Source organism: Mesorhizobium caraganae (assembly GCF_016836705.1).
GTDB lineage: Bacteria > Pseudomonadota > Alphaproteobacteria > Rhizobiales > Rhizobiaceae > Mesorhizobium > Mesorhizobium caraganae.
Genome location: NZ_JAFCGY010000001.1, coordinates 1,084,855 through 1,105,459 on the forward strand (window position 1 = coordinate 1,084,855; position 20,605 = coordinate 1,105,459).

Genomic DNA, 20,605 nt, shown 5'->3' on the forward strand with positions numbered 1-20,605 from the left:
CAGATGACCTGGCGAGGGATTTTCGGCTATGGGTGGCCGGACACGAAGGCGGCGACGAAGAAGAAGTGGCGGATACGCGCGGCCAATTCAGAGGGCCGGACCCAACCGGACAGGACTTCCATCATAAAAGCGCGACAGCCGGAAGCGGCTGAGGTCGTGCCCGGTCTCGTTTCCCTGGATCATGTCGGCAACGACACGGCCGATCCCAGGCCCGATCCCGAAGCCGTGGCCGCTCATTCCCGTCGCGACAAAAAGGCCGCCGACTGCCTCCACTCGATCCACGACGGGGACGACGTCGGGCATGGCGTCGATCATGCCACCCCAGCCTGCCTTCAGGCGAACCGTCCCGAACTGCGGAAACAGGTGCTTGAACTTGCGTTCTATCGAACGCAGACGGGCCCGTTCAGGGGCCGGGCTGAGCACCCGCATTCTCTCGAAAGGGCTATGCGAATCCGGCGCCCAATCGCGCGGCGTCGACCAGGCATCGGGGTAACCTGACGGCGCGAACGGAAAGTAGCGTGTTCCCAGCGGATTGTCCCTGAGGGCCGCAAGGTATTTGGTGGCGTGACGGAATGCGTCCGGCCCCACGTAGTGCAAATGGCTGCCGCCTGCGGCGAGCGTGTAGCCGCCATCCTGCCGGCGCCTGAAAGCGATGTGTTCGTCAGTTGCCGCACCTGCATAGATCTCGGGCAAGGGCTCCGTTGCGGCTACGGTTACCCTGACGCTGAGCTGGGGGATGGAGACGCCATGTCTTCTCAGGAACAGGGACGACCAGGCGCCACCCGCAACCAGCACGGTGGAGGTATCGATATACCCCGCCTCGGTCCACACGCCCTTGATCTTGCCGGCCGAGATCTCGAGGGTTCGCGCTGCGCAATTCTCGACGATTTTGACGCCTTTTCGCGCGGCAAGCCGGGCAAGTGCCGGTACCGCCAGCCAGGGCTCCGCACGCATGTCGGAGGGCGTCGTCATCGCGCCCTTGAATCTGCGCGACATGCCTTTGATGAGCTTCGCGGTTTCGTCACCGTCCAGGAGACGCGTGTCGAGCGCATGGATCGCGGCGATCTTCATGAACGCTTCGAAGCCGGCCATGTCCTTGTCCGAGTTTGCCAGATAGGTCACGCCTGCCTGGGTCAGGCCGATGTCTTCGCCGCATTCCTCAGCCAGCTGCCGCCACAGGCGAATAGCCTCGATGACGATGGGCAACTCGTCGGCGTCCCGTCCCTGCTTTCTGATCCAGCCCCAGTTGCGGGACGATTGCTCTGCCGCAACGCGTCCCTTTTCCAGCAGCGTCACCCCAATGTTGCGCTGCGCCAGGAAAAGCGCTGTCGTCACGCCGATAACACCGCCGCCAACGATTACCACCTCCGACGTCTTCGGCGGTGGGCCAGGATGCTGGATTGGATCCGCTTCGGAGAACGGGAAGGTGGGCAAATGGCGCATCCCTGTAGGCTGGTCGATGGCTCTGGCTTACTCGTTGCCACCCTGTAGAAGCCAAATCAAGGACAGGGCCAGGCAGACCGTTGTCCCACGACCCACTGCTCCGAACTTTCACAGGCCTTCTATGCGGAGTTTATCGGCATTGCCGTCTCGACCAGACGCGTCCAGTACGAGACCCCATAGGGAATTGCCGCGTCGTTGAAATCGTATGACGCGTCATGCAAGCCGGCAGTGTCGCCATTGCCGATGAGCGCGATGTTGCCGGGCCGCTCTTCAAGCATGAACGCGAAATCCTCGGACCCCATGAGCTGAGGATGCTCGGAATCGACGGCTGCCGTGACGCCGCGCGCGGCCGTCGCCGCCAGTGCGGTTTCGGCCGGATGGTTCACGACCACCGGATAGAGGTTCCTGAACTTGACTGTCGCGACCGCCCTGTAGGACGGGGCTATACCCTCCGAGATCTCGGTGATGCGCTGCTGCATCATGTCCCTGACCTCGGGATCGAACCAGCGCACGGTGCCGCGCATCAGCGTCGATTGGGGAACACCCACTCCCGACAGACCGCCATTCAGTGAGCCGATGTTTATGACCCCGCTCTTCAACGGATGGACATTGCGCCCAATGATGGTTTGCAAGGCTACCAGAATGTTGGCAGCGGGGAGCAGCGTGTCGACGCCCGCCTGCGGGCTGGCCGCGTGAGCGCTCTTGCCTTCGATGGTGATCCGAAAGCTGGCCACGGCAGCGCCGAACGGCCCGGTGCGGGTGGCGAAATGGCCGATCGGCAGACCTGGCTCGTTGTGCAGGGCGAACACTTTCTCGATGCCCCAGCGGCTCATCAGCCCGTCATCGCACATGGCTTTCGCGCCGGCGCCGCCTTCTTCGGCGGGCTGAAAGATGAGCACCACCGTGCCGTCGAAATTGCGCGTCTCCGCGAGCGCCTTTGCGGCGCCCAGCAACATCGCCGTATGTCCGTCATGGCCGCATCCGTGCATCCTGCCAGGGATCTGCGATGCGTAGGAAAGGCCGGTCGTTTCCTCGATCGGCAGCGCGTCCATGTCGGCGCGCAAACCGATCACTTTGCCGGAGGGCCGGCTTTTTCCCGCAATGACGCCGACGACACCGCTGATGCCGACACCCTCGGTGACGCTGTCGCAGCCAAACGCCCTCAGCTTGTCGGCTACGAATGACGAGGTGCGCGGTAGCTCATATTGGAGTTCGGGATGTGCGTGCAGATCACGGCGCCAGGCAATGATCTCGTCGTACATGATCCGCGAAATCCTTCTGTCACGCCTTCGACCATCGCACAGAAAAAGCACCTCCAAGAAGGCGTCGCGACCGTCGAGACTGGTTGGTCTTGATCCTAGACCGGCGCTCCGGCGACCGGCTGTGATCTGTCCCGGCTTCAACACGTCTCGCGCCGACCTTCCTATCTGTATTCCACGGACGTCGCCCTCCGAGGTGAGATCGCACTGTGAAAGTCCGTGATGTTACTCCTTATGGAGACGACGCCTAAGCCCTATTAGGTACTTGGCGCACACAATGGGAACAACCTCACATAGTGCAAGTTTCCCCTCGGTCAAACCGGGTCTATACGAGGTGAACTGGCATGCTGAAATTGCTCACTGCAAGCACGGCCGCAATGGTGTGCTCACGAGTTTGGTGAGAATAACTAGCAGCGAGGGTCGCGCCATTGATGTTCAGAGGTAGATCACCTTCAGAGTTCGAGGACGACACGCGCCCGGGCTGGGTTCACTTTAGCATGCGCCACTGGAGATGGAGCGCCATTCCCGTATGCATATTGCTGCTCTGGCTGATATCTCCGGCAAACGATGGGGCCGAAATGCAGCAGAAGCTCAAGGCGGCGCACGGCGAATTGGCGGCGGCAAAAGCGCAACTGGACTTGATGCAGCGCGCCGAACGCAACGCCAACGAGCAGGCGCGTATAGCTGCTGACACTGCGGCCAAGCAGGGACAGGCCTTGAAGGAAGCGAACCGACGAGACGAAGCCCTCACACTCGATCTGGAAGCGGCGCGCCGCGTCATCAAAGGCTTGCAAGCCAAAGCCATTCTCTTGGATGAAGCGCGCCATTCCATGGCAGTTTCCCTGGCCCAGGCGAACCGGGCGCTTGATCAGGAGCTGCACAGGGCTGAGCTCTCCGAACACGAACTCGCCATGGCCCGCCAAGCCAGCGACGCCAATAAGAAAAGCGCAGACTTGGCTGCGGTCGACCTGGCCGATGCCGCGAAGGGCCGACAGCTGGCCGAGGCTGCTTTAGAGCAGGCTAACGACGCATTGAAACTGGAGCGCGCGCGGACGGAGTCAGCCGCGCGTGATCTCGACGGTGCCCGCCAGGAACGCGACGCGGCCAAGCAGATTTCTGCCGAGCTGAGCGCTGCCTTGGAGCAGGCGCGCGAAAAGGTCATCGGCATGGCCATCAACCTCAGCGCCGCGCGTAAGGCGATCGAGCTAGTCAAAGCGCAAGGTGTGCGTCGCACCGCGCGTATCGAGCAAGCAACCGAAGCGCGGGTCGCGGCAGGTCCAAGTGCAAGCCAACCGGCGCGTCAACGGGGGTTGCAGGAGAAAAACAAGAAGGTTCAAAAATCGTCAAAACGGGTGCTGGTGGCGACGACCATCACCCTCCCCGATGCATTGCTCCCCACCCCGCAGGGCCCTTGATCGTGAAAACAAAGAGCGCAACGGGGGTGGGCCTAAACCTATGCCGCAGGAGGAATCCCGCAATGTACAGATACGTGGCAGTCGCCCTGATTGTCGGTGTAGCCACTGGACCGGCCTCGGCCCTCGACGTGGGTGTTGGCGGTAAGGTCGGCGGTCTCGGGGTCGGTGCTGGAGTGAGCGCCGGTCGACAAGGCGTCTCTGTCGGGGTCGGTGCTGGAGTGAGCGCCGGTCGACAAGGCGTCTCTGTCGGGGTCGGTGCGAGCGTCGACGGTGTGGGCGGAACAAGCGTTGGAGCATCGGTCGGCACAGACAAAGGGGCGCTCGGCGTAGGCATCGATGCTGGCGGTAATGGGGGCAGCACAAGCGGAGGCGTATCGACAGGTACCGGCAACCCGTCTGCTGCTGCGACGGATACTAGCGTCAGCCGAGCCCCAGACAACACTGCCGTTGTTTCGGCCAATAGCGCCACACGCACCATCGACCTGCCATCTACCCTCAAGCCCTCCAAAGCCGGGCACGGCGAGCTCGATAGGATTATCACGGGCTATGCCTTTGGGCTCCTGGCATCATTGAAAGCGAAACCCGGGACGACGCCTGCAGTCGTGAGCGCCTGCCGCGCGGCGATCGTGTCTGCCGCAACGCCGCTTGGCGCCTTGCGTGTGTCGGCGGTGAGTGCCGGTCCAATGCGCCAACGTCACGCTGCGTTGATGGCGCCGATCGAGGTGCGAATACAGTACGCACGCCAAGGCAAAATCCAAGTGCGACAGGCGAGAGTCATATGTCGCCTCGACGCGGGGGGAAGGGTCACCGCGGTAATATAGCGAGCGCCTATCGGCTCGACGACAGAGGGCAACTTCGGGTCGAACTATGGTCGCTGCCAGCCATCGAGAGTTCCGGCCTAACCCGGCGCGCCTGCCACCGAGCCCCTGACCACCAGGTCGACCGGCCAGACTTCGCCGCGCGCCCCCTCTTCCAGCCCCGATATGCGCGCCGCCAGCCGCTCGGCGATGCGGGCCCCGGCGAGGCGGATCGACGAGCGTGTCGTCGACAGCGGAACGGAAAAATTCTCCGGCTTCAGCCATGGGAAGACGTCGTCATGGGCGATCAGCGACAGGTCGCCGGGAATGGTCAGGCCAAGGTCGCGCACCGCGCGCACGACGCCGAGCGACATGATCAGGCTGGATGAGCAAGGGCATCAAGGGGCTGCATGGTGCAGTCTCGTGGAATCACACGTCGCCGAGCAAGGCCGCACTCCTGCGCTGCCTGGCTTGCGGGTTGACGATATCGGCATGTCCTTCGCCGCTCATCATCGCCCACAGGTTCTTGGCCGCATGCCAGCCGATGGCCTGAGTTCCTTCAGTCGTCCAGGCGGCGACATGCGGTGTGCACAAGACGTTGGGTAGCGAAAACAGCGGATCGTCGGTCTTCGGCGGCTCCTGGTCGAACACGTCGAGAGCCGCACCCGCGATTTGGTCATTGGCCAGCGCTGCTCGCAGGGCCGTGTAGTCGATCAGTGATCCGCGCCCGGTGTTCACGACGATAGCTGACGGTTTCATCTTCGCGAACGCGGCAGCGTTTAGGATGTGATGGTTATCCGGGCTCGGCGTTGCGTGCAGCGTCAGGAAGTCGGATTGCTCCACCAGGGTGGAGAAGTCAACGAGTTCGATGCCTGGAGGCGCTTCCTTCAGGAAGGGATCATAGGCAAGGATGCGAGCCTCCCAGCCCGACAGCCGTTGCGCCACGCCACGGCCGATGCGGCCCAGGCCGAGGATGCCGACGGTGGCGCCGCGCAGCGTCGCGCCATGTGTCAGGCCGCGCCACCCGCCGCGCCGCATGAATTCGGGCGTCCACGTGCCAAGTCGTTTGGCAACCGCCAGCATCAGGGCGACCGCGTGCTCGCTGACCGTGAAGATCTGAAAATCGTTCGGCGTACTCGAAACCAGAATTCCGTGCTCGGTGGCGGCGTCGATGTCGATGCTGTCGACGCCAATGCCATATTTTGAGATGTAGCGCAGATCCGGAAGCGCCTGCATCACGCGCCTGGTGATGCGGGTGCCGCTTGCCCCCATCAAGGCGACACAGCCATGTGCCTTGGCAATCAGCTCATCCTCGGTGAAGCGCTTGAACGGCATTTCCCAGAGCGCATTGCCGAAAATGACGTTGACCCCACGCTCGCGCAGCCAGTCTAGCGAGGCGTCAGTCGGGTCGTAGCGTTCAAATGCGAGAACCCTGGGCAAGCCTTGAGCGCTCATGATGGTGGCGATCTCCTCGAATACCTTCGAATTGTCCCGACGGAACAGTTCTTGCCGATTTCAATCCGCTTCGAAGCGCGTCCGGGCTGGTTGGTACGTCGGCCGCGGACGAAGCGCTGGCAGGTGTTGGACAGATGCGTGCGCAGTCGCCGCGTTGCCGGGCAACGGCTTGAGTGCTCAACCGCGATCGCTGCCGGAGAGGCGCAACGCATCTTAAGCATGCTTCTTTCCTGGGGCATATCGGACCCACGGCCTAAGCCTCGCACACGACCGTCCAAAAAAATAGCGCAGCAGAGGTCCTGCATTCACTTTTCCTGGCTATAGCGGGAATATCTCCGCCTCAGTTGACGGCGTTGGTCGAGGCGCGAAGTACGCTGTCAGTGCCGTCGAGCACGATCTGGTCCCCCAACCCCCATCGCGCCAGGAGCAGGAGTGCATCGCGTCCGGTTTCCGGGACGCAAGTATGTCTGCTCAACGGCTGATGTTAAGCGCGTTGGGGCCATTCGCGTCGTGGAAGACGGACGTAGGCTTTGGGTCGAGTTCGATCGCTACAGGTGATTGAGTTCTGCCCCCTAACCCGGCGCGCCTGCCACCGAGCCCCTGACCACCAGGTCGACCGGCCAGACTTCGCCGCGCGCCCCCTCTTCCAGCCCCGATATGCGCGCCGCCAGCCGCTCGGCGATGCGGGCCCCGGCGAGGCGGATCGACGAGCGTGTCGTCGACAGCGGAACGGAAAAATTCTCCGGCTTCAGCCATGGGAAGACGTCGTCATGGGCGATCAGCGACAGGTCGCCGGGAATGGTCAGGCCAAGGTCGCGCACCGCGCGCACGACGCCGAGCGACATGATCAGGCTGGAGCAGGCGATCGCGGTTGGCGGTTCGCTCTGTTCGAGCAGGCGCCGCGCGGCGCGATAGCCGTTCTCCTCGGTCATCGTCACCGAGCAGACATGGCGCTCGCCGAGTGTCAGGCCGCGGGCGGCCAGCGCGCGGCGCATGCCGCGCTCGCGGTGGATGGCGAAGGTCTCGCGGTCGTCGCCATTGATCAGCGCCAGCCGGCGATGGCCGAGCTGCACCAGCAGCCGGGCCGCCTCGTGGAAGGCGCCCTCATTGTCGATGTCGGTGAACGGATAGTCGAAATCGAAGCCGTCGCTGCGGCCATGGACGATGAAGGGGATGCCCAGCGTGTTGACCAGCGCCACCCGCCGGTCGGCCGGCCGCGGCGAGGAGATGTAGACGGCGTCGACCTGGCGGTTGGCGACGATGCGGCGATAGGTGGTCTCCTGGTCGTCGGCGTCTGCCGGCGACAGAACGAGGTCGAGTTCGTGCGAGCGGGCATAGTCGCCCAGGCCGGAGAGGAACTCGACAAAATGCGGATCGATATCGACCGAGGCGCCGGTCGGCAGGACATAGCCGATCATGCCGGTCTTGCCGGTCGCCAGCCGGCGCGCGCTCGGGTTGGGCCGGTAGCCGTGGCGCTTGGCGGCATCCACCACGCGCCGGCGGGTTTCCTCGTTAACCTCCGGATAGCCGTTCAGCGCACGGCTGACCGTTGTCTGCGACAGAGCCAGCATATGGGAAAGCTGTTTCAGGTTCACTGGGAGGCCTCCAAGCCTCAAAGCGCTTTTAATTTTGGATCCGCACGGCGCCATGAAGGGCGCTGCCGAACCATGGGACCATACGCACTGGTCCGGCCAGTTTGAAGCATAATACGCTGCTGCATCGCCAAAAAACTATGCTGCAGTGCACTTTATCAAGTGCTGCAACCCGAAATTAAATCGATTAGCCCGCTACCCTCTTGACTTCCGTTGGATTCAATGGCGAGATCAAAAAGACCAAAGCGCTTTGGAAGACTCTTTCGAAAGGTTGCGGTTCCTTTCCGAGTGAGTCACAGTCCTGCGGCGTCGGCGGGCGGAATGGAGGTTCCGTCCGGGTGTATGTGACCACTGGGAGGAATGCGATGAAGAAGATGCTTCTGCTTGGCGCCGCGTTTGCAACGCTCGCCCTGAGCCTGCCGGCGCAAGCCGAACTGAAATTCAAGCCGGGTGAAGACAAGCGTTTCAACTGGGCCAACTACGAAGAGTTGAAAAAGGTCGATCTCAAGGGCGAGACGCTGACCATCTTCGGACCTTGGCGCGGCGAGGACGAAGGTCTCATCCGCACGGTTCTCGAGTATTTCCAGGAAGCCACCGGCGCCGAGATCAAATACTCCTCGTCGGAGAATTACGAACAGCAGATCGTCATCGACACCCAGGCCGGCAGCCCGCCCAACATCGCCGTGCTGCCGCAGCCGGGCCTGATCCAGGATCTGGCCTCCAAGGGCCTGCTGACGCCGCTCGGCGACGACACCGCCAAATGGGTCAAGGACAATTACGGCGCCGGCCAGTCATGGGTCGACCTCGGCACCTTCAAGGACAAGGACGGCAAGCCGGGCTTCTTCGCCTTCCCCTACAAGGCCGACGTGAAATCGCTGGTCTGGTACTCGCCGGACAATTTCGAGGAAGCCGGCTACAAGGTTCCCAAGACCCAGGAAGAGCTTGCCGACCTCGAGAAGAAGATCATCGCGGACGGCGGCACGCCGTGGTGCATCGGTCTCGGCTCGGGCGGCGCCACCGGCTGGCCGGCGACCGACTGGGTCGAAGACATCATGCTGCGCACCCAGGCGCCGGACGTTTACGACAAGTGGGTGAAGAACGAGATCCCGTTCAACGACCCGGCGGTGGTCAACGCCATCGACATCTTCGGCAAGATCGCCACCGACGACAAGATGGTCGATGGCGGCGCCAAGGCGGTTGCCGCGACCGACTTCCGCGACAGCCCCAAGGGCCTCTTCTCGGTGCCGCCGAAATGCTACCTGCACCATCAGGCGTCGTTCATCCCGACCTTCTTCCCGGAAGGCACCAAGGTGGGCCAGGATGCCGACTTCTTCTACTTCCCGCCCTATGCGTCCAAGCCTGAACTGGGCACGCCCGTGCTCGGCGCCGGTACGCTCGCCATGATCACCAAGGATTCGAAGGGCGCGCGCGCCTTCATCGAATTCCTGAAGATGCCGCTGGCGCATGAAATCTGGATGGCCCAGGGCGGCTTCGTGACGCCGCTCAAGTCGGTCAACAAGGATGCCTATGCCAGCGACGCGCTGAAGAAGCAGGGCGAAATCCTCGCCAATGCCTCGACCTTCCGCTTCGACGGTTCGGACCTGATGCCGGGCAAGATCGGCGCCGGCGCCTTCTGGACCGGCATGATCGATCTGGTCGGCGGCAAGTCGGCCCAGGATGTCGCAACCGACATCCAGAAGAGCTGGGACGCGATCAAGTAATCAGCGGCCAAGCAGTGAGCGGCGAGTCAGCAGCCGCTTTGGCTGCAAATTCAGGACTTCCTCCACAGACTGGATCCGGGCCTTGTTGGCCCGGATCCGACCGGCGCCGTACGCCGGACCGATTTGCGTTCGTTCGTTCCGAATAACTTAAATCGGCGCATTGCCACATCGCCAGGGCTGTTCAAAGCCCGGCCGATCATGCGCAGGGAGAGGGACCCATGGCTGCTCAGATCTTATCGGCCATTTTTGTCATCATCATCGGCGTCGGCGGCTGCGTCGCCTATTTCTGGGGCGCCAACAAGCTGGTCGACCTGATTTTCCCGTCGCGCGGCGTCGCCGGGGCCGCGGCCATCGACAATCTGCGCCGGCAAGGGCTGGTCCGTCCGTGGCTGTTCGTCGGCCCGGCGATGATCATCCTTACCGTCTATCTGATCTATCCGGTGGTGGCGACGCTCTGGCTGTCCTTCCTCGACCGCGGCGGCCAGCATTTTGTCGGCTTCGCCAATTATGAATGGGCGTTCGGCGACCGTGAGTTCCGCAACTCGATCCTGAACAACATCATCTGGCTGGCGGTGGTGCCGGCGGCGTGTACCTTCCTCGGGCTGATCATCGCCGTGCTCACCGACAAGATCTGGTGGGGCACGATCGCCAAGAGCCTGATCTTCCTGCCGCTGGCGATCTCCTTCGTCGGCGCAAGCGTGATCTGGAAATTCATCTACGAGTATCGCGGCGAAGGCCAGGTGCAGATCGGCCTGCTCAACTCGATCATCCAGTATTTCGGCGGCCAGCCGCAGGTCTGGATATCTCTGCCGTTCTGGAACAACTTCTTCCTGATGATCATCCTGATCTGGATCCAGACCGGCTTTGCCATGGTCATCCTGTCTTCGGCGCTGCGCGGCATTCCGGAGGAGACGCTCGAAGCCGCGGTCATCGACGGCGCCAATCCGTTCCAGATTTTCTGGAAGATCATGGTGCCGCAGATCTGGGGCACCATTGCCGTGGTCTGGACGACGATCACCATCCTGGTGCTGAAAGTGTTCGACATCGTGCTGACCATGACCAACGGCCAATGGAACAGCCAGGTGCTGGCCAATCTGATGTTCGACTGGATGTTCCGCGGCGGCGGTGATTTCGGGCGCGGCGCCACCATCGCCATCATCATCATGATCGCGGTCATCCCGATCATGGTCTGGAACATTCGCCAGGCGAACAAAGAGACGGGAGGACATTGAGATGGCCGTCGCAACCGGAAAATCCTTTGCCAGCCGTTTCGGCGTCCACATCGCCGTGCTCATCTTCGTCGCCATCTGGACCGTGCCGACGCTCGGCATCCTGGTCTCCTCGCTGCGCGACAAGGACCAGATCATCGCCTCGGGCTGGTGGAATTCGTTCTCCAGTTCCACCCAGACCGAAGCCGGCCGGTTGCCGGCTGCCTCGGCGCAGGTCGAGAAGGACGGCAAATTCGTGCTTGCCGGCAACATCTTCGGCGACGCTGCCGCCCGCAACATCAGCGCTTTCGGCGTCAAGTCGGCGGCACCGACGCAATATCCGGCCGGCACGACTGCCGATCTCGGCGATGGCGTTACCCTGCAGCTCAATGCCGACGGCACGTTCGTCATGTCGTCGCCGAAAGCCTTTGAGGGCGACCGCGGCCAGCGCGTCTATTATGCCTCGTCGGCGCCGCCGAAATTCACCACCGACAATTACAACACGGTGCTGTTTTCCGAAGGCATCGGCCGCTCCTTCATGAACTCGCTGACCGTCACCATTCCGGCGACCGTCATCCCGATCCTGATCGCGGCCTTCGCCGCCTATGCGCTGGCCTGGATGCGCTTTCCCGGCCGCGCGCTGCTGATCGCCGTCATCATCGGCCTGCTGGTCGTGCCGCTGCAGATGTCGCTGATCCCGTTGCTCAAACTCTACAACGGCGTCGGCACTTTCTTCGGCGTGCCGTCGAAAACCTATCTCGGCATCTGGCTGGCGCATACCGGCTTCGGCCTGCCCTTCGCCATCTATCTCCTGCGCAGCTATATTGCCGGCCTGCCGCGCGAGATCATGGAATCGGCGCGTATCGACGGCGCCAGCGATTTCGAGATATTCGTCAAGATCGTGCTGCCGCTGTCGTTCCCGGTGCTGGCCTCCTTCGCCATCTTCCAGTTCCTGTGGGTTTGGAACGATTTGTTGGTGGCGATGGTTTTCCTCGGTACTGAGGGCGATCAGATCGTGCTGACCGCCAAGCTCAATGCGCTGCTCGGTTCGCGCGGCGGCGACTGGGAGATCCTGACGACATCGGCCTTCGTCACCATCATCGTGCCGCTGATCGTGTTCTTCTCGCTACAGCGCTATTTCGTCCGCGGGCTGCTGGCCGGCTCGGTCAAAGGAGGTTGAGACTGATGCAATCCGCTTTGAAGGCGACCTCGAAACCCGATCTCGCCGTCGATCGCGACTGGTGGCGGGGCGCGGTGATCTACCAGATCTATCCGCGCTCCTACCAGGACTCCGATGGCGACGGCATAGGCGACCTCAAGGGCATCATCCGCAGGTTGCCCTACATCGCCTCGCTGGGTGTCGATGCCATCTGGATTTCGCCCTTCTTCAAGTCGCCGATGAAGGATTTCGGCTACGATGTCTCGGACTATTGCGACGTCGATCCGATGTTCGGCACGCTCGCCGATTTCGACGCGCTGGTGGCGGAAGCCCATCACCTCGGTCTCAAGGTGATGATCGACGAAGTGCTGTCGCACACGGCCGACATCCATCCATGGTTCAAGGAAAGCCGCGCCAATCGGGCTAACCCGAAGGCCGACTGGTATGTCTGGGCCGACGCCCGGGCGGACGGCACGCCGCCCAACAACTGGCTGTCGATCTTCGGCGGCTCGGCCTGGCAGTGGGACACAAGCCGCCAGCAGTATTATCTGCATAATTTCCTGTCCGAGCAGCCGGACCTCAACTTCCACAATCTGGAAGTCCAGGACGCGCTGCTCGACGTCACCCGCTTCTGGCTGGAGCGCGGCGTCGACGGCTTTCGCCTCGACACCATCAATTTCTACTTCCACAGCCAGGGGCTGGAGAACAACCCGCCGCTGCCGCCGGAAGAGCGCAACGACCAGACCGCACCCGCCGTCAATCCGTACAACTACCAGGACCATCTCTACGACAAGAGCCGGCCGGAGAACCTTGCCTTCCTCGAACGGTTCCGGGCGCTGCTCGACGAATATCCGGCGACCGCCGCCGTCGGCGAAGTCGGCGATTCGCAGCGTGGGCTGGAAGTGGTGGCCGCCTACACGGCCGGCGGCAAGCGCGTCCATATGTGCTATTCCTTCGACTTCCTGGCGCCGGAAAAGATCAGCGCCGCCAAGGTGCGTCAGGTGCTGGAAGCCTTCGGAAAGGTCGCCAGCGACGGCTGGTCATGCTGGGCCTTCTCCAACCATGACGTGATGCGTCCGGCTTCGCGCTGGGCTGCCGATGAGGCCGATCCGGCGGCCTATCTCAAGGTGATCTCGGCGCTGCTGATGTCGCTGCGCGGTTCGGTCTGCCTCTATCAGGGCGAGGAGCTTGGGCTGGGCGAAGCCGAGCTTAAGTTCGAGGATCTGCAGGACCCCTATGGCATCCGCTTCTGGCCCGAATTCAAGGGCCGCGACGGCTGCCGCACGCCGATGGTGTGGGATGCAACCGCCAGCAATGCCGGCTTCTCGACGGCCAAGCCCTGGCTGCCGGTACCGGGCAAGCATTTGTCGCAGGCGGTCAACGTGCAGCAGGGCGACGCCGCCTCGCTGCTTGAGCACTACCGGCGCTTTCTCGGCTTCCGCCGTCAGCATCCGGCGCTGGCCAAAGGCGACATCGAATTCATCGAAAGTGAGGGCGACACCGTCGCCTTCACCCGCCGTGAGGGCAATGAGCAGATCGTCTGCGTCTTCAATTTGGGCAGCAGGCCGGCCGAGGTCGATCTCGGCCAGGCGCTGCAGCCCTTGGCCGGGCACGGTTTTTCGGGACAATCCGGCACAGGTTCGATCCGCCTCGGCGGCTACGGCGCCTGGTTCGGGCGCATCGACTGAGTTTTGACGAAACGGAATTTCTTGAGGAAGTCTGGGTTCTCTAGGGAAATCACTGGGAGGAAATCATGGCCGATGTCACGCTGAGACAAGTGAAGAAATCATACGGCAATCTGCACATTCTCCATGGCATCGACCTCGACATAAAGTCGGGTGAGTTCATCGTCTTTGTCGGCCCGTCTGGCTGCGGCAAGTCGACCTTGCTGAGGTCCATCGCGGGGCTTGAGGAGATCACCTCCGGTGAGCTGAAGATCGCCGGCGAGGTGGTCAACGATGTGCCGCCTTCGAAGCGCGGCATCGCCATGGTGTTCCAGTCCTATGCGCTCTATCCGCACATGACCGTCTACGACAACATGGCGTTCTCGATGAAGATCGGCAAGGAAAGCAAGGCCGAGATCGACAAACGGGTACGGCAGGCAGCCGAGATCCTGCAGCTGACCAAATATCTCGACCGTCTGCCCAAGGCGATGTCGGGCGGCCAGCGCCAGCGCGTCGCCATCGGCCGCGCCATCGTGCGCAACCCGAAAGTGTTCCTCTTCGACGAGCCGCTGTCGAACCTCGACGCGGCACTGCGCGTCGCCACCCGCATCGAGATCGCCAAGCTCAAGGAATCGATGCCCAACACGACGATGATCTACGTCACCCACGACCAGGTCGAGGCGATGACGCTGGCCGACCGCATCGTGGTGCTGAAGGATGGCCATATCGAGCAGGTCGGCACGCCGATGGACCTCTACAAGAAGCCCGGCAATCTGTTCGTCGCCCAGTTCATCGGCTCGCCGGCCATGAATATCTTGCCGGCGACAATCGACAAGACCGGCGACCCGACCATCGTCAGCCATGTCGGCGGCCGCAAGGCAACGGTGCCGATTGCGACGCCGGCGTCTGCCAAGGGCGCGGCAGTCAGCTTCGGCGTGCGGCCGGAAGATCTGTCGGTCGCCACCGGCACGGAGTATCTGTTCGAAGGCGTGGTGGATTATGTCGAGCAGCTCGGCGAGGTCCAGCTGGTCTATGTCGACATCGGCCGCGCCGACCTGCCGCTTGTGACCAAGCTGCCCGGCAATGTCGAGGTCAAGCGCGGGGCGAAGCTGCGGCTGACTGCGGATGCCGGCGACCTGCACATCTTCGACGCCGACGGGCATTCCTTCTCGCTCAAGCCGGTGGAAGTGAAGGCGGCCTGAGATCGGCGCGTCGCATCGGCATGAAAAAAGAGCGGCGGGCCAGGCCCGCCGCTCTTTTTTCAAACTTCGGCTGTTAGAGCAATTCCAGGAAAAGTGTCAGCGGTTTTCCGTTCGGGAATTGCGAAAAACAAACAGATAGAGCGGTTCGCCGTTTCTGTGAAACGGTGAAACGTTCTAGCGATTGCCGAAGAGGTTCCGGTCGCTGCCTTGCGGGGCGGACTTCTGTACGTCGCCCGACGAGTAGACCGGCGAGCCGGTGTTGGGCACCGACGACGTCCGGGTGTTGTCGACGTTGACGGTCGCCTGGTTGTCGACGGCGCTAGAGCCGACATTGTCGTTGCGGGCATAAGCACTGCCGGCGGCAACCAAAAGCGCAGCGGCAGCAAGAGCGATCTTCTTCATGTCAAGTCTCCTGAATTTTCATCATGTGGCAGAGCGGCTGGTGATCACGCCGCTCTGCAGCTTGTTCGATGTTCGACTGGGATCGTTGTTCGAAAAACTCTGAGGTCAGATCCCGATCGTCTGTTAGCGACCGAAGAGGTTACGGTCGGCGCCCTGTGCGGGGGCCTGAGCAGCCGAATCCGACTTCGCAACCGAAGCCGTGTGGCCACTATCGGTCGACGTAACCGCAGGCTGGTTGGCGCCGTTCGAACCATAGTTGTCACTGGCGGCGAAAGCGCTGCCGGAAACGGCCAGAACGGCGGCGGCAGCAACGATGATCTTTTTCATTTTAAATACTCCTGAATTTCTTCGAGATCCCAAGAGCGGCGGACAGGCCGCCACGCTTCTGTTTGGATCGGGATCAGCTGTTAACGGCCGAAGAGGTTGCGGTCGCTGCCCTGAACGACGGGCTGCTTGTCAGCGGGCGCCGACTTCTGAATGGAAGCCGTATACGAGCTGTCAGCCGCGGCAGCGGGCTGGTTCGCACCATTGGAACCATAATTGTCGCTACCAGCGAAGGCGCTGCCGGTGATGGCCAAAACGGCGGCGGCAGTAAGGATTATCTTTTTCATTTTTAGTACTCCAGTTTTGCTGTCCGTCTAGCGGCGTGTGGTGGGAGCAATTCGCGTCGTTCGGACAGCCCCGATGTGGGAAAGCCATAGGCTGGTTTCCAATCACGAAGTTGTTCCGGCTGGGCTATGATTTCACCTCTTGTAATTTTGATAAGCATGCCTATCATCTTGCTTTATGTAAATAATACAAAGGCTTATGTGACCATGCTGTCTGGCTCACCGAGTGTGTCCGGGCGTCAGCGTTCACACCGTCCTGCACGCATTGTCAACAGAAACGAACCGTTCGGTTCGATTTTAGAAACTGCTAATAGTCACTTTTCGATACCGTTGACGTGTTTTCGCTTGGTCGGCAGTCTGATTCGAGGTGATTTGCGAGGGCCGCGATCCGCCCCGAAAACAACATCGTCAGCCCCACTATCGTCTGCCGCCGCGTTTGTCGCGCGTGTCGCGCCGCATGGAGACGATGTCGCTTTCATGCCGATGTCGCGATCGCTGCCGTGGTTAGATGATCCCATCTCAGGTGCCGCTTCGTGACGACGGAGCGGAGAATTGGGAAGCCGGTCAGAATCCGGCGCTGCCCCCGCAACGGTGGTGGAGTTCAAGTCGCAACGGGAGACCACTGGGCGAGAAGCCTGGGAAGGTGTCGCGATCGTCCGCAAGGACAACTCCAGAGCCCGGAAACCAGCCCGAGATGCTTGAACTCGACTGATCGCGGTGGGCGGTCAAGAGGTGGATAGCGCATGCCCGGCGTGTTGCCGGCCCGCGGCCGATCCTTCCTCCATCACCACCAAGTTCAGTCCTTAAACCACGAGGACAGAACTATGGATGCGCGCAACGACATGCTGAGGCTCTTGAATGGCCGCAAGCAAGGCTTTTCGCTCGAGCAACCCTTCTATACCGACCCGGACTATTTCAAGCTCGACATGGAGCTGATCTGGTATCGCGACTGGCTGTTCGTCGGCCATGATTGCGAACTGCCGAAGCCCGGCAGTTATATCACCGTGCAGATCGGCGACTATCCGGTGGTGCTCGTCCGCGACCAGAAGGGCAACATCAACGCCTTTCACAATTCCTGCCGCCATCGCGGCAGCCGCGTCTGCAACACCGAGAAAGGCACGGCGGCAAAGCTCGTCTGCCCCTATCACCAGTGGACCTACGAGCTCGACGGCCGACTGCTGTTCGCCCGCCAGATGGCCGAGGGTTTCGACAAGAGCCAGTTCGGGCTGAAGCCGGTCGCCTGCGAAAGCGTGGCCGGGTACATCTTCATCTGCCTGGCGAAAGAACCCGCAGACTTCGCGCCGATGCGGGCCATGATCGAGCCCTACCTCAAGCCGCATCGGCTGAGCGAAGCCAAGATCGCTTTCGAATCGACCATCGTCGAGAAGGGCAACTGGAAGCTGGTCTGGGAAAACAACCGCGAGTGCTACCACTGCGCCGGCAACCATCCCGAACTCTGCAAGACCTTCCCGGAAGCGCCGACGGTAACCGGCGTGCAGGGTGCCGACAGCGACCCCGAAATGCTGGCGCATTGGGCGAAATGCGAAGCGGCGGGCCTGCCGAGCAAATTCCGCATCGATCCGGCCGGACAATACCGCGCCACCCGCGCGCCGCTGCTGCGCGATGCCGTCAGCTACACGATGACGGGAAAGCGCGCGGTGACGAAGAACCTCTCCGACACTGTTGCCGCCGACCGTATCGGCACCTTGATGCACTACCACTATCCGACGACCTGGAACCACATCCTCATCGACCATGCAGTGACCTTCCGGGTGCTGCCGATCAGCGCCACCGAAACCGCGGTGACGACCAAGTGGCTGGTGCACAAGGATGCGGTCGAGGGCGTCGACTACACCATCGACGAACTCACGCATGTCTGGACCGAGACCAACGATCAGGACCGCCGCATCGTCGAGGAAAACGCCTTCGGCATCCTGTCTCCGGCCTATGAACCGGGCCCCTATTCGGAGCTGCATGAGGGCGGCGTGATCCAGTTCGTCGAATGGTACGCAGCCTTCATCGGTCCGCGCCTTGCCGAAGGCGGCCGGCCGGCGCTGCGCAGCGTCGCGTGAGCTCATGTCGCCCAAAAGTGTATTGCGGTTTTGGGATCACGACATGAGCAGAGCAAAAAGGACAGAGGGATGAATGCGATGACGGATCTTGGGCTCTATCGCCATCTCGACCAGATGGCGCCGTGGAATGACAGGCTGCAGGTGCTGGAAGTGATCGGCGTCAGCGACGAGGCGCCTGACGTCAAGACCTTCACCTTCCGCTCCGACAACCAGACCTGGTTCCGCTATAAGCCGGGTCAGTTCGTGACGCTGGAGCTGCCGACACCGGACGGGCCGCTGATGCGCACCTACACGCTGTCGTCGTCGCCGTCGCGGCCGTTCTCGATCGCGGTGACGGTCAAGGCCCAGCCGGGCAGCATCGGCACGCGATGGATGTTCGACCATCTGACGCCCGGCTCGCACGTCAAGGCCTATGGACCGGCTGGCGACTTCTCGCTGCACAGCCACCCTGCGGCCAAATATCTGTTCATTTCGGCCGGCTCCGGCGTGACGCCGATGATGTCGATGCTGCGCTGGCTGAACGACTGCGCGCCATGGACAGATGTCGGCTTCGTCAATTGCGCGCGGCGTGCGGAAGAGATCATCTTCCGCAAGGAACTCGAACTGCTCGGCGGTCATATGCCCGGCCTGTCGCTCGGCTTCATGATCGAGGAACGCTCGAGCCGTGAAGGCTGGTACGGCCATATGGGCCGCATCGACGCGATCCGGCTGCCCTTGCTGGCGCCCGATTTCCGCGAGCGCGAGATCTTTTGCTGCGGTCCCGATCCCTTCATGCGCGCCGTGCGCGGCATGCTGGATGCCGCCGGCTTCGACATGATGAAATATCATCAGGAGAGCTTTGCCGCGCCCGCGGTGGAGGAAATCCCGGCGCCGTTTGCGTCTCCCGCTGAAGAAGGCATCACCGCTCCTGCCGAAGCCGTGACGCCGATTCGCTTCTCGCTTTCGGAGGTCGACGCCGATTGCGTCGCCGGCCAGACCGTGCTGCAGACGGCGCGCGCCTCGGGCGTGCGGATACCAGCCGCCTGCGAGTTCGGCCTGTGCGGTACCTGCAAGGTGAAGAAGGTCTCCGGCGCTGTCGAGATGAGCCACAATGGCGGCATCCTCGACCACGAGATCGATGACGGCTTCATCCTTGCCTGCTGCTCGAAACCGCTGTCGGCGCTGGAAATCGAGGCTTGAGCGGCGCCGCCCGCTCAGACGCCATAGCGCTCGGTGCGAATGATGTCCGCTGATATGCCGGCGTCGATCAGCGCCTGGGCGGCCGCCGACACGAAGGCGTTCGCGCCGCAGACGAAGGCGAGCGCCGGCGGTTGCGGCAGCCGCGCCTGCGCCTGCATGACCATTGCCGTGTCGATGCGCCTTGAATAGTCGGACGGACGCTGTGCGGCCTCGCGCGTCAGCGTCAGCACCAGGTCGAAACCGTCGCGGCGGTCGTCGAGGCTGATCAGCTCGTCGCGGAAGATCACCTCGTCCCAGACCCGCACCGAAAACATCAGCGCGACCGGCACCGCCGATTTGCGCAAGGTCCGGTGACGCACCATCGCCATCAGCGGCACCACGCCGGAGCCGCCGCCGACCAGAAGCAGCGGCCCGCCATCGCTGTCGGACCAGACAAAATGGCCGCCAAGCGGTCCGCGCAGCTCGATCTCGTCGCCGACCGCCGCCACCTCGTGGAAAAAGGGCGAAACCTCGCCGTCGTCGAGTTTTTCGATCGCCAGCTCGATCGCGGCGCCGCTCTCCGGCGCCGAGGCGATGGAATAGGAACGGCGCGCCTGATAGCCGTCAGGCGCCGTCAGCCGGACGTCGACATGCTGCCCGGCGCGATAGGCGAAAGGTCGCGACAACGCGAAGAAGAAACTGGTGACGCGCGGCGTGCGCTTTTCGATGCGGGTGATCCTGGCTGTCTGCCAGGGCGATAGCGGCGCCGATGCCTCGCTCATGGATCGCCGCTATAGCGCTGCTCACGCCACGGATCGCCATAGATGTGATAGCCGCGCAATTCCCAGAAGCCCGGCTCGTCGCGTTCGGTGAACTGCAGACCGTTCAGCCATTTGGCCGACTTCCAGAAATAGAGATGCGGCACCAGCAGCCGCGCCGGCCCGCCATGGTCGGCCGTGATCGGCTTGCCTTCATAAAGCAGCGCCACCATCGCCTTGCCGGTGGTGAGATCCTTGGCCGGCACGTTCGTGGTGTAGCCATCATACCCATGCGCCAGCAGGAAGCCGGTCGGCGCTTCTATGCCGGCATCGGCAAGAATGTCGTCGACCAGCACGCCTTGCCAAGCCGTATCGAACTTGGTCCAGGCGGTGACGCAATGGATATCGCGCGTCATCTTGGTCAAGGGCAGCTGGTTGAACTCGGCCCAGTTCCATTTCTTGATCGGGCGCGGGCCGTGCTTGAGCGTGAACGACCAATCCTCGGTGCGCACGCGCGGCGTTGGCCCGGCGGACAGGACCGGAAAACCCTGTTCCAGATATTGCCCGGGCGGGATGCGCGTGTCGGTTTCCGTTGGAGGCTTTCGACCGGAAGAAAAACCGCGAGTGACCATCGGGACCTGTCCGTCTGCTGGGATGCAGCTGCAGTGTTCTCGAAGATGCCGCCACGGGCA

The 20,605-nt window shown here is 62.4% G+C and carries 17 protein-coding genes, 1 pseudogene and 1 riboswitch; of the genes and pseudogenes, 8 read left to right on the plus strand and 10 right to left on the minus strand.

Annotation, left to right across the window (positions count from 1 at the left end):
• Positions 1-87 precede the first annotated feature (87 nt).
• A complete protein-coding gene (locus JQK88_RS05370; RefSeq protein WP_192254999.1) occupies positions 88-1,434 on the minus strand; it encodes an NAD(P)/FAD-dependent oxidoreductase in 1,347 nt (448 codons plus the stop codon).
• A gap of 128 nt (positions 1,435-1,562) precedes the next feature.
• Positions 1,563-2,705 (minus strand): amidohydrolase, encoded by a 1,143-nt coding sequence (locus JQK88_RS05375; RefSeq protein WP_192254997.1) that lies wholly within the window; start codon positions 2,703-2,705, stop codon positions 1,563-1,565.
• 575 nt (positions 2,706-3,280) lie between these two features.
• Between JQK88_RS05375 and JQK88_RS05380 the strand changes: the two genes are divergently transcribed.
• Entirely contained in the window at positions 3,281-4,117 is an 837-nt protein-coding gene (locus JQK88_RS05380) for a coiled-coil domain-containing protein (RefSeq protein ID WP_192254995.1), read from the plus strand.
• Between the two features lie 898 nt (positions 4,118-5,015).
• On the opposite strand, the pseudogene JQK88_RS05385 reads toward JQK88_RS05380, so the two are convergent.
• From JQK88_RS05385 to JQK88_RS05395, 3 genes and pseudogenes are all read right to left on the minus strand, one after another.
• Positions 5,016-5,300: pseudogene (locus JQK88_RS05385) on the minus strand (substrate-binding domain-containing protein); the annotation flags it as partial.
• 43 nt (positions 5,301-5,343) lie between these two features.
• Positions 5,344-6,369: a hydroxyacid dehydrogenase gene (locus JQK88_RS05390; protein ID WP_192258389.1), complete on the minus strand. Its 1,026-nt coding sequence runs from the start codon at positions 6,367-6,369 to the stop codon at positions 5,344-5,346.
• Positions 6,370-6,941: 572 nt separating this feature from the next.
• On the minus strand, positions 6,942-7,964 hold the full coding sequence (locus JQK88_RS05395; protein ID WP_203277683.1) for a substrate-binding domain-containing protein: 1,023 nt from the start codon (positions 7,962-7,964) through the stop codon (positions 6,942-6,944).
• A gap of 362 nt (positions 7,965-8,326) precedes the next feature.
• Between JQK88_RS05395 and JQK88_RS05400 the strand changes: the two genes are divergently transcribed.
• The 5 genes from JQK88_RS05400 (at position 8,327) to JQK88_RS05420 (ending at position 14,915) form a co-directional block, all read left to right on the plus strand.
• Complete coding sequence (locus JQK88_RS05400) at positions 8,327-9,682, plus strand: ABC transporter substrate-binding protein (RefSeq protein WP_192249306.1); 1,356 nt, start codon at positions 8,327-8,329, stop codon at positions 9,680-9,682.
• A gap of 218 nt (positions 9,683-9,900) precedes the next feature.
• The gene (locus tag JQK88_RS05405) at positions 9,901-10,914 is read left to right on the plus strand and encodes a carbohydrate ABC transporter permease (RefSeq protein WP_192249309.1); all 1,014 of its coding nucleotides are present in this window, start codon (positions 9,901-9,903) and stop codon (positions 10,912-10,914) included.
• A gap of 1 nt (position 10,915) precedes the next feature.
• Positions 10,916-12,070 carry a carbohydrate ABC transporter permease gene (locus JQK88_RS05410; RefSeq protein WP_192249312.1) on the plus strand — a complete coding sequence of 385 codons (1,155 nt, stop codon included), beginning with the start codon at positions 10,916-10,918 and terminating at the stop codon, positions 12,068-12,070.
• Between the two features lie 5 nt (positions 12,071-12,075).
• Positions 12,076-13,737, plus strand: coding sequence for a beta-galactosidase BglA (gene bglA, locus JQK88_RS05415; protein WP_192249315.1), 1,662 nt, complete (start codon positions 12,076-12,078; stop codon positions 13,735-13,737).
• 65 nt (positions 13,738-13,802) lie between these two features.
• Positions 13,803-14,915, plus strand: coding sequence for an ABC transporter ATP-binding protein (locus tag JQK88_RS05420; RefSeq protein ID WP_192249318.1), 1,113 nt, complete (start codon positions 13,803-13,805; stop codon positions 14,913-14,915).
• 174 nt (positions 14,916-15,089) lie between these two features.
• On the opposite strand, the gene JQK88_RS05425 is transcribed toward JQK88_RS05420, so the two are convergent.
• From JQK88_RS05425 to JQK88_RS05435, 3 genes are all read right to left on the minus strand, one after another.
• Positions 15,090-15,317, minus strand: coding sequence for a DUF680 domain-containing protein (locus tag JQK88_RS05425; protein ID WP_192249321.1), 228 nt, complete (start codon positions 15,315-15,317; stop codon positions 15,090-15,092).
• A 123-nt stretch (positions 15,318-15,440) separates the two neighbouring features.
• Positions 15,441-15,644 (minus strand): DUF680 domain-containing protein, encoded by a 204-nt coding sequence (locus JQK88_RS05430; RefSeq protein ID WP_192249324.1) that lies wholly within the window; start codon positions 15,642-15,644, stop codon positions 15,441-15,443.
• An 80-nt stretch (positions 15,645-15,724) separates the two neighbouring features.
• Positions 15,725-15,928 carry a DUF680 domain-containing protein gene (locus JQK88_RS05435; protein WP_192249327.1) on the minus strand — a complete coding sequence of 68 codons (204 nt, stop codon included), beginning with the start codon at positions 15,926-15,928 and terminating at the stop codon, positions 15,725-15,727.
• A 501-nt stretch (positions 15,929-16,429) separates the two neighbouring features.
• A riboswitch (cobalamin riboswitch) is annotated at positions 16,430-16,632 on the plus strand.
• Between the two features lie 117 nt (positions 16,633-16,749).
• Between JQK88_RS05435 and JQK88_RS05440 the strand changes: the two genes are divergently transcribed.
• A complete protein-coding gene (locus tag JQK88_RS05440) occupies positions 16,750-17,997 on the plus strand; it encodes an aromatic ring-hydroxylating oxygenase subunit alpha (RefSeq protein WP_203277684.1) in 1,248 nt (415 codons plus the stop codon).
• Positions 17,998-18,075: 78 nt separating this feature from the next.
• Entirely contained in the window at positions 18,076-19,176 is a 1,101-nt protein-coding gene (locus JQK88_RS05445) for an FAD-binding oxidoreductase (protein ID WP_192250030.1), read from the plus strand.
• A 14-nt stretch (positions 19,177-19,190) separates the two neighbouring features.
• Here the strand turns inward: JQK88_RS05445 and JQK88_RS05450 are convergent, their stop codons facing one another.
• A complete protein-coding gene (locus JQK88_RS05450; RefSeq protein ID WP_192249333.1) occupies positions 19,191-19,937 on the minus strand; it encodes an FAD-binding oxidoreductase in 747 nt (248 codons plus the stop codon).
• Entirely contained in the window at positions 19,934-20,545 is a 612-nt protein-coding gene (locus JQK88_RS05455) for a molybdopterin-dependent oxidoreductase (RefSeq protein WP_192249336.1), read from the minus strand. The genes JQK88_RS05450 and JQK88_RS05455 overlap by 4 nt, the downstream gene beginning before the upstream one ends.
• Positions 20,546-20,605 lie beyond the last annotated feature (60 nt).